General features: G+C 68.1%; 10 protein-coding genes and 1 pseudogene. 7 read left to right on the plus strand and 4 right to left on the minus strand.

Annotated elements, in window-relative coordinates; genetic code table 11:
• The first annotated feature begins 62 nt into the window (after window positions 1–62).
• From CP968_RS08345 to CP968_RS08355, 3 genes are read left to right on the plus strand one after another with little or no spacing between them, the layout of a single operon-like run.
• Window positions 63–2,843 (plus strand): Z1 domain-containing protein, encoded by a 2,781-nt coding sequence (locus CP968_RS08345; RefSeq protein WP_150517389.1) that lies wholly within the window; start codon window positions 63–65, stop codon window positions 2,841–2,843.
• Window positions 2,840–3,850 (plus strand): PD-(D/E)XK motif protein, encoded by a 1,011-nt coding sequence (locus CP968_RS08350; protein WP_150517390.1) that lies wholly within the window; start codon window positions 2,840–2,842, stop codon window positions 3,848–3,850. Before CP968_RS08345 ends, CP968_RS08350 begins: the two co-directional genes overlap by 4 nt.
• Window positions 3,843–5,852 (plus strand): AIPR family protein, encoded by a 2,010-nt coding sequence (locus CP968_RS08355; protein WP_150517391.1) that lies wholly within the window; start codon window positions 3,843–3,845, stop codon window positions 5,850–5,852. Before CP968_RS08350 ends, CP968_RS08355 begins: the two co-directional genes overlap by 8 nt.
• 19 nt (window positions 5,853–5,871) lie before the next feature.
• Here the strand turns inward: CP968_RS08355 and CP968_RS08360 are convergent, their stop codons facing one another.
• Entirely contained in the window at window positions 5,872–6,060 is a 189-nt protein-coding gene (locus CP968_RS08360; protein ID WP_150517392.1) for an AbrB/MazE/SpoVT family DNA-binding domain-containing protein, read from the minus strand.
• Between the two features lie 56 nt (window positions 6,061–6,116).
• Here CP968_RS08360 and CP968_RS08365 point away from each other — a divergent pair, with 56 nt between their 5' ends.
• A complete protein-coding gene (locus CP968_RS08365; protein WP_150517393.1) occupies window positions 6,117–6,611 on the plus strand; it encodes a very short patch repair endonuclease in 495 nt (164 codons plus the stop codon).
• On the opposite strand, the gene CP968_RS08370 is transcribed toward CP968_RS08365, so the two are convergent.
• Complete coding sequence (locus CP968_RS08370; RefSeq protein WP_150517394.1) at window positions 6,526–8,511, minus strand: DNA cytosine methyltransferase; 1,986 nt, start codon at window positions 8,509–8,511, stop codon at window positions 6,526–6,528. The genes CP968_RS08365 and CP968_RS08370 overlap by 86 nt on opposite strands.
• 525 nt (window positions 8,512–9,036) lie before the next feature.
• Here CP968_RS08370 and CP968_RS35545 point away from each other — a divergent pair.
• Window positions 9,037–9,853: pseudogene (locus CP968_RS35545) on the plus strand (DUF5655 domain-containing protein).
• Between the two features lie 95 nt (window positions 9,854–9,948).
• On the opposite strand, the gene CP968_RS08380 reads toward CP968_RS35545, so the two are convergent.
• Window positions 9,949–10,695, minus strand: coding sequence for a DNA-methyltransferase (locus tag CP968_RS08380; protein ID WP_150517395.1), 747 nt, complete (start codon window positions 10,693–10,695; stop codon window positions 9,949–9,951).
• Window positions 10,696–11,087: 392 nt separating this feature from the next.
• Between CP968_RS08380 and CP968_RS08385 the strand changes: the two genes are divergently transcribed.
• Both CP968_RS08385 and CP968_RS08390 read left to right on the plus strand, forming a co-directional pair.
• Entirely contained in the window at window positions 11,088–11,471 is a 384-nt protein-coding gene (locus CP968_RS08385) for a tyrosine-type recombinase/integrase (RefSeq protein WP_229886172.1), read from the plus strand.
• A 296-nt stretch (window positions 11,472–11,767) separates the two neighbouring features.
• Window positions 11,768–13,201 carry a cytochrome P450 gene (locus CP968_RS08390; protein WP_150517396.1) on the plus strand — a complete coding sequence of 478 codons (1,434 nt, stop codon included), beginning with the start codon at window positions 11,768–11,770 and terminating at the stop codon, window positions 13,199–13,201.
• Between the two features lie 37 nt (window positions 13,202–13,238).
• Here the strand turns inward: CP968_RS08390 and CP968_RS08395 are convergent, their stop codons facing one another.
• Complete coding sequence (locus CP968_RS08395) at window positions 13,239–14,786, minus strand: MFS transporter (protein ID WP_150517397.1); 1,548 nt, start codon at window positions 14,784–14,786, stop codon at window positions 13,239–13,241.
• Window positions 14,787–14,854 lie beyond the last annotated feature (68 nt).

Genomic DNA, 14,854 nt, shown 5'->3' on the forward strand with positions numbered 1-14,854 from the left:
GCCGTTGTCAGTGTCCGCGCGTAATCTGCCCCATGCCGTTCCCGCTCAGCCGGAGGTCTGCCGTGAGTTCCACCCCCGACAACTCGTCGGAGTCCCTTGCCAAGGCCCGTCGTCTGGTGCTGGCACTGCTGTCGCAGGACCGTCAGCCGTCGCCGGAGGAAGTGCAGAACGCGGTGACCGTCATCTTCGGGATGCTCGCCGGCCAAGGCGAGGTTCTCGACCGTGACCAACTGGCCAAGGAGATCGAGGTCCTGACAGCCGTGTTCCAGGAAGGCTCTTCCGGCCTGGACAGCGACAGCGGACACGAACCGTGGCTGCCGGAGGCGAAGAACGACCGGGCATGGGACTTCTGGGAGCGCTACCGGCGCTACCTGGAGGACGTACGCAGCCTCCCCCCGCTGGTCGTTCGTCGGCTGGACCAGAGCACAGACGAGGTCCTGAGTCAGCTCGAGGACCCTCGCCGAGTCGGCTCCTGGCGTCGGACGGGTCTGGTCATCGGTCAGGTGCAGTCAGGAAAGACCGGCCAGTACATCGGTCTGGCCGCGAAGGCGGTGGACGCGGGATACCAGTTCGTAGTGATCCTCGCCGGCATCCACAACGACCTCCGGAGCCAGACCCAGCTCCGTGTCGACGAGGGGCTGCTCGGGTTCGATACACAGCACCAGCAGCGGTCCAACCAGAACGGGAAGTCCCGCCTCATGGGGGCCGGACGGATGCCGGGGGTCAAGAAGCTCGACATCGCGTCCCCCACCAACAGCTCGGAGAAGGGCGACTTCGGCCGCCAGGCCGCCAACGCCGTCAACTTCCCGCTCGGCCGCTTCCCGGTGGTCCTCGTCGTCAAGAAGCACTGGAGGATTCTGGAGTACCTGCGAACGTGGGTGACCGAGGTCCAAGGCACCGAGGACGAGACGGGGAACAAGGTCGTACGCGATATTCCCCTGTTCGTCATCGACGACGAGGCGGACAACGCCTCCATCAACACCGAGCGCGACCCCGACGCGGACCCGACCAAGACGAACGGCGCGATCCGCGAGCTCATGAAGAGCTTCGAGAAGTCGGCGTACGTCGGGTACACCGCCACTCCCTTCGCCAACATCTACATCGACCCCGACGTCAACCACGTCGAACTCGGAGCAGACCTCTTCCCCGACAGCTTCATCCGCACGTTGCCCTCGCCGACCAACTATCTCGGTCCGGAACGCGTGTTCGGGCTCCGGACCGACAACGACGACGAGGAGGACGTTCCTCCTCTGCCCCTCGTGCGACCCGTAGCCGACTCGGAGAGCTGGATCCCGAGCAAGCACAAGTCCTCGTTCGTCCCCTCCGACGACCTTCCGCAGTCCCTCCGCGACGCGATCGACTCGTTCGTCGTCGCCAGCGCCGCCCGGAGGGTACGGGGACAGACGAAGGTGCACAACTCCATGCTCGTGCACGTCACCCGCTTCACGGCGGTCCAGGGGATCGTCCGCGACCAGGTGGACGACTACCTGCGCCTCCTCGTGGACTCTCTCCGTGACCGATACGGGCAGGCAGCACAACGCACGGCCGGGCTCCGGGCCCTGTGGGAGGGCGACTTCGCACCCACGACAGACCACTTCCCTGCGGACGAGGCCCGGCGCGTCACCTGGGACGACGTGTCGAACCAGCTGATGCCCGCGCTGCGGAAGATCGTGGTAAAGACAGTGAACGGCGCCTCTCGCGACGCCCTGGACTACTACGAGCACCGCCGGACCGGTCTCTCGGTCATCGCGATCGGGGGCCAGAAGCTCTCCCGGGGCCTCACTCTGGAGGGGCTGACCGTCAGCTACTACCTGCGTACCTCCACCACGTACGACACCCTGCTCCAGATGGGACGCTGGTTCGGTTACCGACCGGGGCACGAGGATCTCTGCCGTCTGTACACCACGCCCGACCTGCAGGCGAAGTACATCGAGGTGACCGCTGCGACCGACGAACTGCGTCGCGAGGTCGAGGAGATGGCGGCGCTGGACCTCAGCCCGAGGAACTTCGGACTGAAGGTCCGTGCCTCGTCACTCGGGCTCGCCGTCACGGCCGCCAACAAGATGCGCCAGGGCACGAAGGTCATGCTCAGCTACTCCGGGGAGGGGCCGGAGACGGTGATCTTCAAGCTCTCCGACGGGGTCCCAGAGCACAACCTCAAGGTCCTCGAGGAGTTCGTCCGGAGACTCGAAGCCCACTCCACAGGGCGGCAGGAGACGACAGGTGCCAACGTGACGTGGTCACAGGTGACCTCCGACGCCGTCGTCGACTTTCTCAGCCGTTACGAGACGGACCGTATGGCGCAGAGAGTCCGCCCCCGCTTCATCGCGAAGTACATCGAACAGTGCACGGCCGTCGGAGAGCTTCCGGAGTGGACGGTTGTGCTCGTAGGGAAGAGGGCGTCCACGGACTACCAGAACGTCTCCGGTCACGAGGTGGGACCCGTGGAGCGCACGGCGCTGAACGACACGGAAAGGGACGGCCGGCACACGATCCGTCGTCTGCTCAGCCCTCCCGACGAGCACCTCGACCTCGAGAAGGACCAGGTTCTGGCGGCCCTCCAGGCGACGCAGAAGGCGGCGGCCATCAAGAAGCGTGAGAAGGTGCCCCAGACCCCTTCAGGTGATCATCTCCGATGGCAGCGACGACCCGACCAAGCATTGCTGCTCGTCTACCTCGTCGAACGGCCGGCTTCCGAGAACGCCTCCCCTCAGTCGCCGCTCGTTGGCTTCAAGGTGAGCTTTCCGCTCTCGAAGCACCAGTCCGACACCGAGTACGTCGTCAACAGCATCTGGCAGCAGGAGGGCCTCGACGCCCTGGACGACGAGGGGGACGGAGAGTGACCATCACGGAGGCCGAGTGGCGCGACCTCGAGGCGCCTCAGACCGCCCAGGGGCGATCCAGCATCCGCCTGTACCCCGACGCCCCGTTGGACGTCTTCCTGTCCGTCTCCCACCCGGCGCACCGACGGATGCTCGTACTCAGGACCGACGCACGCTCCGCGGACCACATCGTGCGCTCCGTGACTCGCCTGCCCAGCGCGGCGGGCCTGGAGATGAACCTGAGTGCCGTGTCGCGGCTCGAGTACGAGCTGCAGGTGGTCCTCACCGCGGACGAGCACCGCGAGGTGTTCAACCCCCTCGTCACCGACGTCGCCGACACCGTCAGGGGAGCTCCCGGAGCCGCGGCAGCCCTGACCGCGGCCGTGGAGCGGTTCGAGCGTTGGCAGGACCTTCTTCGCTCCGTGGGCAAGGATGGTCTCGGTCCCGAGGCCCGTCGCGGGCTCGTCGGCGAGCTCCTGTTGCTGCGCGACCGCGTCCTGCCAGTCGTCGGGGCGTCCGAAGCCGTCGGCTCCTGGGCCGGACCGAGCGGGGCCAACCAGGACTTCCACCTGTCCGCCGTGGCCATCGAGACGAAGGCCAGCACGGCCAAGCGCCCCCGCAACATCCGTATCGCGAGCGAACGCCAGCTGGACGGCACGGGGACGCCCTCACTCCTGTTGTCCTTGGTCATGCTCGACGAACGTCGTGGTGGTTCCGGCGAGAGTCTGAACCGCCTGGTGGACCGCGTACGTGAGCAGCTGACGAGCACGGCCGTACGCGCCGACTTCGACGGCCGGCTCGTGAGGGCCGGCTATCTCCCGAGCCACCGGGACCTGTACGAAGAGCCTCGGTACACCCTCCGAGACCTGCGTTCCTGGCACGTACGGGACGCCTTTCCGAGGCTCGTCGAAGCCGACCTGCCCGAGGGAGTGGGCGACTGCACGTACAGCCTGAGCATCTCGGCCTTGGATCGGTACCGTGCCACGGCCGACGAGGTGACCGCACTCATCGGGGGGACCCATGCCTGAACTCGACCTGTACCAGTACGCCCACGACGTCGTCGTCGACGTCCAGGCCACGGCCGAGGCCGAGGGGACGACCACTCCCGAGGTCTTCACGCGACGCGTGTTCGAGGACTTGGAGAAGGGCGGAATCGCCTCCAACACGTTCAGCGCCTTCCACGGCTCACACGGTCACCTGGTCCACGGCTACGGCATCGGGGACACGGGTGAGTGTCTCGACCTGTTCGTCACGGACTTCGACATGGAGCCGTTGGCTTCCAAGCTCACGAAGGTCCTGGTCGAGTCCTACTTCAGACGGCTCCTCACGTTCGTCCGTCGCTGCCGGGACGGGCTGCGCCAGCACATCGACGAGTCCTTCGACGTCTACGACATGTGCGCGGCGGTGGAGAAGTCCCTCACCGAGGTACAGCGGGTTCGGCTCTTCCTGCTGAGCAACCGCGTCAGCACCGGCACCGCGGTGCCGCCCACCGACTTCGACGGTCTCCCCGTGACCCACGAGGTGTGGGACCTCGCGCGCCTGCACCGTCACGAGACCTCCGGCAGCATCAGCGAACCCATCGTCGTCGAGTTCGTCCCGCCACTGCCATGCGTCGCAGCACCCAGCAGCGAACCCGACCACTCGGTGACCATGACCGTGATTCCCGGCCAGAGGCTCGCCGAGCTGTACGGGGAACACGGGACCAGGCTCCTCGAACTGAACGTCCGCTCCTTCCTACAGGCCCGTGGGTCCGTCAACCGCGGTATCCGGGAGACACTGCTGAACTCCCCCGGGAGGTTCCTGGCGTACAACAACGGCATCACGGCCACCGCCTCGCAGGTCGACTTCGTTCACGACGCCGAAGGCAGACCGACCGGTGTCCGCCGCGTGCACGGGCTGCAGGTCGTGAACGGCGGTCAGACGACAGCCTCACTGCACTACGCGAGAAGCCGTGACAAGGCGGACCTGTCGCACGTGTCCGTTCAGATGAAGCTGACGGAAGTTTCCCCCGAGCGTCTGTCGGAGATCGTCCCGATGATCTCCGAGTACTCCAACACCCAGAACCGGGTGACGATGGTCGACTTCAGCTCGAACCACGAGTACCACGTGGCCGTGCAGCGGATCACCCGCTCCCTGTGGGCGCCGGCCACGGACGGCAGCGGCCAAGAGGTCCACTGGTTCTACGAGCGGGCGCGCGGCCAGTACACCGACGAGGTGGCCAAGGCCCGGACTCCGGCGAGGCAGCGCGCCTTCAAGAACCTCAACCCGACGAACCGGAAGTTCACGAAGTCAGACCTCGCGAAGTACTGCAACTCCTGGAACCACCTCCCGTTCCAGGTCAGCCGTGGCGCACAGAAGAACTTCGTCGCGTTCATGGACCGCATCGGTGAGGCGCCCCCGCGTGTCGACGTCCAGTACTGCCAACGTGTGATCGCCATGGCCATCCTCTTCAAGGCGGTCGACCGCATCGCGACGAGCCACGAGGCCGGGAGCTACAAGAGCATGATCACGGCGTACACCGTGGCCCGTCTGTCGCTCGCGACGAACCAGCGCATCGACCTGGACAGGATCTGGCGGGAGCAGCAGGTCTCCCCCGCGGTCAAGGCGGCGATCGACGACCTCTGTCCCAGGGTGATGCGCGTGGTGACCAGGCCGCGTGAGGGAAACCACGTGGGCGAGTGGGCGAAGAAGGTCGTGTGCTGGGACACGGTCTCCCGCGTGCCATGGTCCGTGCCCGCAGACCTGAAGGCCGAGCTCCTCGAACATTCGTTGAACGAGAAGACCCTCGCAGGGGGCTCAGGAGGTGGCCAGGGCGCCTGCGACGAGGTGGCGTCGATCCCGGCGGACGAGTGGTACGCCGTCGAGCGGTGGGCGAAGGAGACACGCAATCTCGTGCCCGCGCAGCGGCAGCTGGCACAGTACGTCGGCAGACGACTCGAACTCGGTCAGGAGGTCCCGGAGCCGCAAGCGGTTCAGGCGCTACACGCACGCAACAGGGCTCTGTCCCTCGGGTTCGTCTCCGAAGCCTGAACCCGACACCTCGTCGATTTCAGAGCTTCCCGCATTCGAGGAGATCCCTCATGGCGTCCTCGGCGCGGCGGAGCACGATCCGTCCGTCTCCGTCGCTGAAGGCCAGAAGACCCGACCCAGGGGCGATGCCGGCCTCTGCGAGCAGGCCGAGGGGAAGCTCGATCCGTCCGCGGTCGTCGACACGGAGTTCTGCTGGTTCACGAAGCATGGGACGAGTGTGGCACTCTCACCCTTATAGGAGCGACATCGGCCTGGGGACGAGCCATGGCACCAGATGAGGAAGCTGCCCTCAAGGGATGGGTCCGCACCGAGCAGAGCGGCCACCTGCGCGGTCGGCGCTCCCGGGACACCAAACCCGAAGTCGCTCTGCGGCGGGCAGTGCACCGGCTCGGCCTCAGGTTCCGGCTACAGCGCAAGGTGGCCGCCCGCTGCACGGCGGACTTCGTCCTGCCCAGGCACGGCGTCGCGGTGTTCGTCGACGGATGCTACTGGCACGGGTGCCCCGTCCACGGCCCGAAGACGTTCCGCGGTCCGAACGCCTCCCTGTGGACCGCGAAGATCAAGACCAACAAGGAACGGGACCGTCGGAACACCGCTGCGGCCGAAGCTGCCGGGTGGACCGTCGTCCGTGTCTGGGAGTGCGAGATCCGGACGGACGTCGAGGGCGCTGCGCTCAGCGTCTCCCAACAGTGCGACCAGCCTGACGCGACTGGGCGGGCACCGTATCCCGATCGTTCGTCTCGTTCGGCACCTCCGTGAACAGGTGATCGCTCGAGAGACTTTCCCTGTCAGCGCAGTACTGGCTGAGAGGACAGGCGTCACAGACAGGCTCCTTGGCCCTGCAGATACTGGTCCCGATGAGGCGGAGCGCTGCCATGCGCAGGGGCGCGTCCTCGCCTGCCCCGACGAGCTTCACCAAGTCCACTCGACCGTCGCTGAGCCTGTTCGTACGGTCCGAAGCGCTGCCGTGCAGACGAGCGGCGACGCGGAGTGCACCCTGCCCGACCCACAGAAGGTCCTCCGCGATCAGCAGCCGGTAGACCGTCGCCTCCGCCGGCTTCAGCATCAGGGACTCGCGGACCTTCTTCTCGTCCTCCCAGGCGCTGGACTCGCCGACCATCACCGAGAGCCGGGCGACCCGGGCCTTGGCAGCCTCGGTCGGCGCAGCCGTGGTGAGCGCCTCCAGTGAGGCCGTGTTCATTGACGTCAGCCCCCGTACGACCTCGACCATCGCCGACAATTGGGCGGGCTGCATCCTGGTCCCGGACAGTATGGCCACCACGGCAGCTTGCAAGCCTGACATGTGCCTGCCCGGCAGCTGGTACCAGTTCTCCGCGTCACGTTGTCCCCGGGCCCAAGCGGTCAGGTCCTCTCGCACCGTCCGCCAGTGGGGTCGGAGTCCGCCCTCAGCCGACTGTCCGTCACCTACCGGCAGCAGCGCCTCGGCCGCGGCCTCACCCAGGAGAGGCGGCACCGCGTTACCGATCTGACGGAAGGCGTCACTGCGCGTGCCCGCGAAGCGGAACTTGTCCGGGAAGGTCTGCACCCGTGCCGACTCCCGCACGGTGAGGGTGCGTGGCTGCTCCTGGTCGGGGTGGATGTACCAGTAGCCGTCCTTGGCGATGTGGGCGGTGATCGACCTGCTGAGATCCGACCAGTCGAGCTTCTTGTACTTGTCCGTGAAGTGGTCGGCCTTGTAACGCTGCAGTTCCGGCGAGATCTGCGAGTACAGGGTGGTGGAGTCCATGCTGGAGAAGATCTCGGCGTCGTCCGCTCGGACCCGTCGAGTCATGTGGTCCCACACCCGGTCCTTGCGCGCCCGCTTACGCATGTCCTGAGCGAACTTGGAAAGCTCGGACGGTTCCTCGTACGGGAGTTCGCGCTGCCCGACACGCTCGGTGGGCACGACAGGCAGCACCGGCAGGTCACCGATGGCGTCACGCAGCGTGGTCCGCTGATCGTGCTCCAGTTCCTTCCGCCACGAGAAGCACTCCACGTCGTTCCTCGCGAGCAGGATCAGTCGCTTCCTGTGCTGCGGAACGCCGTACTTCCACGCATCGACGAGACGGATCTGCGTCGCGTATCCGAGGTCCTCCAGCTGCTCCTCGATGGTGCGTACCACGAAGAAGTCGTCGCCGAGACCCATGTCCGGCACGTTCTCCATGAGGACCGCACGTGGCCGGAGGCGTTTCACGACGTCGAGGTAGGCGCTCCACAGCTCCTTGCGGCGATCATGGGGATCGCGGCCGTGATGCTCCACGAGACTGCGGATCTTGCTCCGGCCAGCCCTGCTGAACGGCTGGCATGGCGGGCCTCCGGCCACCAGGTCGATCTTGGCGGGCTCCAGTATCTCGACGAGCCTGTCACGCTCGTCAGGATTACCCAGATCCATGTGGAGACTCATACCCGGGAAGTTCGCAGCGTGCGTCTGGAGCGCCCGCTCGTCGAAGTCGACCGCAGCCGCGACCGTCCACCCGGCTCGCTCTAGCCCGAGGCTCAGTCCACCCGCTCCAGAGAAGAGGTCGACGGCCAGACGCTTGTCAGCACCGAAGCCACCGAGCCACTTGCCGAAGTTCTCGGGCTTGCAACTGTTCCTGTGGCGCCTGAGCTCCAGACAGTCGCTCCGCTCCAGAGGCACCCCATAGTGCTGCCTGCGCACTGCGCCAACCTCCATCGGACGAGAAGAACGAGCACCAGGAGATCACACAACCTCTGGCAAGATCAAGAATCCGACGTCCACCTCGGATGACTGGATCGATTAGGACGCTACAGGCGCCCCGAGAATATTACGCGGCGCCCATCCCTGTATGGGAAAGCAACCCCCCAGTAACACCGGAGAGGGTCAACCATACGGACAAACACTGACAAGACCATCAGAGCTCTCGCCAGTCGAGATTCATGTCATCGCCTCTCCCGCGGGCTCGGCTCTCGCCCCGAGGCGATGTCGGCGTCCTGCACTCGGCCAATCCCATGGTCGAGCTGCCTGCCCTTCCCCCTACCCGACGCGGAATGCCCGCAGCGTCCTCTTGATTGCAACTCTATAGCGATCACGGGAGGGGGCGCTGGGGTGGCCGAGCTGATGATGTTCCGACGGGACGCGGACGGTCGGGATGTCGAGCTGCCCAGCTCGACGGTGGCGCTGGAGGCGGAGCTGCAGCGACGGGTCGAGGCTGGTCTGGAGTAGATGTTGGGCGTCCGGTTCCTGGCGTCGGAGTATCCAACCGGTCCGTGGCACCGAGGGCGGATCGACACCCTTGGGTTGGACGAGAACGGCAGCCCGGTGGTGATCGAGTTCAAGAAGGGCTCGGACAGCGGAGTGATGTCCCAGGCGGTCTCCTACCTGTCCTGGCTGGAGTCGGCGCACCACGAGTTCGAGGCGCTCGTGCGGAAGGTGCTGGGGACGGAGGCCGCCGAGTCCGTCGACTGGCGTCGTCCGCGGATGATCTGCATCGCGGTGGGCTTCTCACACCACGACCGGGTGGCGGTGCAGAGGTTGCCCGAGCGGATCGACCTGGTGCGCTACCGGATCTTCGACGGTGGCTTGCTGGGGCTGCTGCTCGTGGACTCCGCGACCGGCTTCCCGAGCGCTGCCTCGTCTCACCGGGGTCGGGAGCGGGCGCCCGTGGCGGATAGCGTGACGACGGCTTCGGCGGTCTCCGCCTGCGGGTGGAGGAGCGGTGCCGGAGTGCCTGCGGGACCTGTACGCGGAACTGGACGAGGCGCTCACGGCATGGGGCGAGGTGGAGGTGGCGTCCCTGCGGCACTACATCGCCTACCGGCGGTTGGTGAACGTGGCGTCGGTGATCTTCCGTCCGAAGCACGAGGCGATCCTGGTGTACCTCAGACTCGACCCGGACACGGTCGAGTTGGAGGAGGGCTTCACCCGGGACATGCGCGGTATCGGACACCTCGGGACCGGCGAACTGGAGGTCCGTATCGTCTCGGCAGCCGACTTGGAGAAGGCGGCGCCGCTGATCCGGCGGGCGTTCGAGGCGGCCTGACGTACAGGAGGGGCGGCTGGTGCATCGGTTAGTCGATGTCCAGCCGCCCCTCTGGCGTCTGTGGGCCGCCGGCCCCGGCCTCTCCGCTCTCACGCTCATGCCTCCGGTCCGGCCAGCTCGAAGTCGGCCTTCGTCAGTTCGGCCCGCAGCCGCTCCTCGGCGACGTCGGCGTAGTGCGCGGACAGCTCGACGCCCACGAACCGACGTCCCTCACGCAGGGCCGCGACCCCGGTGGAGCCGCTGCCGGTGAACGGGTCGAGGACGGTGCCGCCCTCGGGGCAGACCTGGACGAGCTGCTGCATGACCTCGACCGGCTTCTGGGTGATGTGAACCCGGCCCTTGCGGGGCTGGGAGGCGATGTAGTGCCCCGGCAGGTAGAGGTCACGGGTGTTGTCGAGGGAGCCCTTGACGCCCCAGATGATGAACTCCGAGTCCTGCTTCGGCCCGCCCTTGCGGGGCCGGCTGGAGGGCTTGATCCACGGAATCGTGCCGCTCCAGGTCCATCCCGCCATCTGGAGGGCGTCGGAGGTGGTCGGCTCCTGTCGCCAGTCGGTGAAGACCATCGCGACCGCGTGCTCGGTCGAGGCCCGGTACGCCTCGGTGAGGAGTTCGGTGAGCCAGGAGCGGTAGGAGCGCTGGTCGCGGTTCTCGCCCGGGAAGTTGGCGAGGTCGTGCGCTGAGTTACTCGTGACGTACTTGGCACGTGCGGTACGGCCGGTTCGGTCCGAGCTGGTGCGGCCTCCGGAGTTGTACGGCGGATCGGTGATCACCGCTTGGACGCTCTCGTCCGGGAGGGACTTCAGGACGGTCAGGGCGTCGCCTCGGTGCAGCGTGTAGCTCATGGGGGGGCCTCTTTTCGGGCGCGGCGGAGTCTGGACCTGCTCCGGACAGCGCTCAACGGCGTGCATCCGGTGCGAGGTTGCAGCGGAGGTTAACGGCGAATTCCGGCCGCACCCAACGAGGCGGCTACCCGCTTTGGACTCCGGGACGGCAGTCGTTTGGTGCGGCCGGAATCCCGGTCTACTGTCTCGCCGTGCCACCGGAGAGGAGCGCTGTTCCACCCCCGTTGAGCTGTGCTTATCCGTGCCGCCTCGTCCAATCGAGCAGCGTCGGAGGCATGTTGCCCATCTGCCCGCGAGCGCCGTGAGGAGGCCCCTGTGCACTGCCTGATATTACGAGCGCGGCTGGCTGCCGCGCGTGACCTGAAACCGGCGTCCGGGACCCGCCGGTCGAGGTGACCCGACCCTGGGGCAGCAAAGGCGGCGACCCGGTCACGGTGCGGCTGATCTTCTACACCCGGGAGAAGACCGCCATTCAGTCGAATTGGTTCAACTCCTACCGCTGGAAGCCCGCCCTGGCGTCGGCCGGCCTCATCAAGCCCCTTGAGCCCGACGCGAAGGGACGACGCTGGGAGAAGTCCCGCGACGTGATGATGCACGCGCTCCGACACCTGTACGCGTCGATGATGATCAACGGCGGGGTAGACGTGTACACGCTCGCGGACCGCCTCGGACATGCCGATCCCGCGTTTACCCTGCGTAAATACGTGCACCCGGTCGTGGGAGCCGGTTCCAAGGTCCGCATCGCGGTCCGGAGCGCCTACACCAGGGCCGCGTGACTCCTGCCCTGTTCGGCTTGTGCAACAACCGTGCAAGATGATCTTCGAGAGGTGTCATTTACGCAGGTCAGAAGCTTTGTCCATGAGTTCCGCGACATCTGACCAGACCGAGCGTGACGGGGGACGAGCTCGCGCATGTCGGCGGCCCCGGAGGCCGGTCGGAGGGGCGCGTGTGTCGAGGGGTGTCGCGGTGGTGCCCGGCGGTTTCCGGACGGATGGGGGTGCGGTGCTCGCGGCCGCCGGTGCGCGCCCTGCACAATCGGGCGTCGGCGGGCACACGGGACGAGGGGGCGGCCATGGCGGCGGGGACGGCGGCGGAACCGGTCGGTGCGGTGCCGGAGTTGGCGGGGGTGCCCGTACTCGGGTCGCTCTTCGACCTGAAGGCGGACTCCCTGGGCACCTTCCTGCGCGCCCGGGAGCTGCACGGCGACGTCGTGCGGATCGCGGCCGGGCCGCCCGGGCTGCGCTCCGAGCTGTACTGCGTGTTCTCCGCCGAGGGCGCGCAGCAGGTGCTGGCCTCGGAGTCGGCCAACTTCCGCAAGGACAACCGCTTCTACCAGGAGATCCGCGACTCCTTCGGCAACGGTCTGCTGACCAGTCAGGACGAGGACTACGTGCGCCAGCGCCGCCTGGTGCAGCCCCTCTTCACCCGCCGCCGGGTGGACGGGTACGCCGGCGCCGTCGCCACCGAGACCGCGGCCACCCTCGCGGGCTGGCGCGAGGCACCGGGCGGGGTGGTGGACGTCGCCCGCGCGATGACCCACCTCTCCCTGCGGGCGGTCTCGCGCATCCTGTTCGGCACCGACGTGGAGGCCACCGTCGAGGTCGTCGACCGGTGCTTTCCGGTCATCACCGAGTACGTGCTGCGGCGCGGCTACTCCCCCGCCAACCTCCCGCGGCACTGGCCGACCGCGGCCAACCGGCGGGCCGCCGCCGCCCTGGACGAGCTCTACGGGGTCTGCGACCGGATCATCGCCGAGCGGCGCAGCGCTGCGGGCCCGTCGTCCGCCGCCGGCGAGGACCTGCTGACGCTGCTCTCGGGTGCGGGTGCGGGTGCGGGTGCGGCCGCCGACGGCGCCGGTGACGCGGGCGCCGACGGCGCGGGCGGGGCGTTCGACGCCGGCGAGCTGCGCGACCAGGTGCTGGTCTTCCTGCTCGCCGGGCACGAGACCACCGCCACCTCCCTGGCGTTCGCCCTGCATCTGCTGGCCCGCCATCCCGAGCAGCAGGACCGGGCCCGCGAGGAGGTCCGCCGGGTGCTGGGCGACCGCACGCCGCAGGCCGCCGACCTGGACCGGCTCCCGTACGTCACCCGGGTGTTGAAGGAGGCGATGCGGCTCTACCCGGCCGCCCCGGTCATCGGGCGCAAGGCCGTCGCCGCCGCCGTGGTCGGCGGGCGGACCGTCCCGGCGGGCGCCGACGTGATCGTCGCGCCGTGGGTGACGCACCGGGACCCGCGGTACTGGCCGGACCCGGAGCGCTTCGATCCCGAGCGGTTCGCGCCGGAGGCGGAGGCCGCGCGGCCGCGCTACGCCTGGTTCCCGTTCGGCGGGGGCCCGCGCGCCTGCATCGGGCAGCACTTCTCGATGCTGGAGTCGGTGCTCGCGCTGGCGATGGCCCTGCGGTCGTACGCCTTCGAGGCCGTGGACACCGCGGTGCCGGTCAGTGCCGGGATCACGCTGCGGGCGGCGGGCCCGGCCCGCTGCCGCGTCCGTCCCCTGGACGCGTAGGCGCCGGCGCACCCCTGAGGCGTCGGCCGGGGTGCGCCTACACGGCCGTCGGCGCGTGGGCGCCCTGGAGGCGGGCGAGGTCGGAGGGGCGGACCTGGATGACGAACAGCGCGATCAGCGCCGCGACCAGGGTGAAGGCCGTCGCGACCACGAAGGCCGAGCTCACGCCGGAGGTGAGCACCAGGTCGCCCCAGGGGTCGGGGAGCTGGCCGGTGCGCAGGAAGAGGGCCTTCTGCTCCGGGTTCGCCACGCCGAGGAAGGCGGGCACCTGCTCCTTGGCCTCGTTGCGGCTGGCCGTGCCGAAGACCGTCACCAGGATGGACAGGCCCAGCGAACCGCCCACCTGCTGCATGGTGTTCAGCAGTCCGGAGGCGGCGCCCGACTCCCGGTCGCGGACGTTGGACAGGGCCGTCAGCGTCAGCGAGACGAACTGCATGCCCATGCCGGCGCCGAACAGGAGCATGGGGCCCAGGATGCTGCCCAGGTAGGTGGAATGGACGTCGGTCTGCGTCAGCCAGGCGAGCCCCGACGCCGCGCACAGCGCGCCGGTGACCATGAAGGGCTTGGGCCCGAACTTCGGCAGGAGCTGGGAGGTGATCCCGGCGCCGGCGGCGATGACGACGCTGATCGGCAGGAAGGCGAGGCCGGCCCGGAGCGGGCTGAAGCCGAGGACGTTCTGCACGAAGAGGGTCAGGAAGAAGAACATGCCGAACATGGCGCACGCGAGGAAGAGCATGATCCCGTAGGTGCCGGCCCGGTTGCGGTCGGCGAACATGTGCAGCGGGGTGATCGGCTGCGGCGAGCGGCGCTCGTTGACGACGAACAGCGACAGCAGGACCACGGCCGCGGCGAAGGACCCGAGGGTCAGCCCGTCCGTCCAGCCCTCCTGGGAGGCGCGGATGAAGCCGTAGACGAGGGAGACCATGCCCAGGGTGGAGAGCAGGGCGCCCGCGAAGTCGAAGTGTCCGGGGTGGCGTTCGGACTCCCGCAGCACCCTCCTGCCCAGGACGGCGATCGCGAGGGCGATGGGGACGTTGACGAAGAGCACCCAGCGCCAGTTGAGCCATTCGACGAGGATGCCGCCCGCGAGCAGGCCGATCGCGCCGCCGCCGGCCGACACGGCGGCGAACACGCCGAAGGCCCGGTTGCGCTGGGGGCCTTCGCGGAAGGTGGTGGTGATGAGGGCGAGGGCGGTGGGCGAGGCGATGGCGCCGCCGATGCCCTGGAGGGCGCGGGCGGCGAGCAACTGGCCCTCGTTCTGGGCGCATCCGCCGAGCAGCGAGGCGAGGCCGAAGAGCAGGACGCCGAAGATGAAGACGCGCCGCCGGCCCAGGATGTCGCCGGTGCGGCCGCCGAGCAGGAGGAGTCCGCCGAAGGTGAGGGTGTAGGCGTTGACGACCCAGGCCAGGCTCTCGGTGGAGAATCCGAGGGCGGTCTGGATGTGCGGCAGCGCGATGTTCACGATGGTGACGTCGAGAACGACCATGAGCTGGCAGCAGGCGATGATGGCCAGGGCGAGGCCGTTGCCGCTCCCTCGGACCTTGCCGTCGGTCCCGTTGCTGATCGGCTGTGCGTTCGGGTCCACCTGTCCGACGCTAAGCCCGCGCTTCGCCGGTCACCACTCGAACAGCCTAGTAGTGGTGATATTTCACA

It is taken from the genome of Streptomyces subrutilus (assembly GCF_008704535.1).
In the GTDB taxonomy this organism is placed as follows: domain Bacteria; phylum Actinomycetota; class Actinomycetes; order Streptomycetales; family Streptomycetaceae; genus Streptomyces; species Streptomyces subrutilus.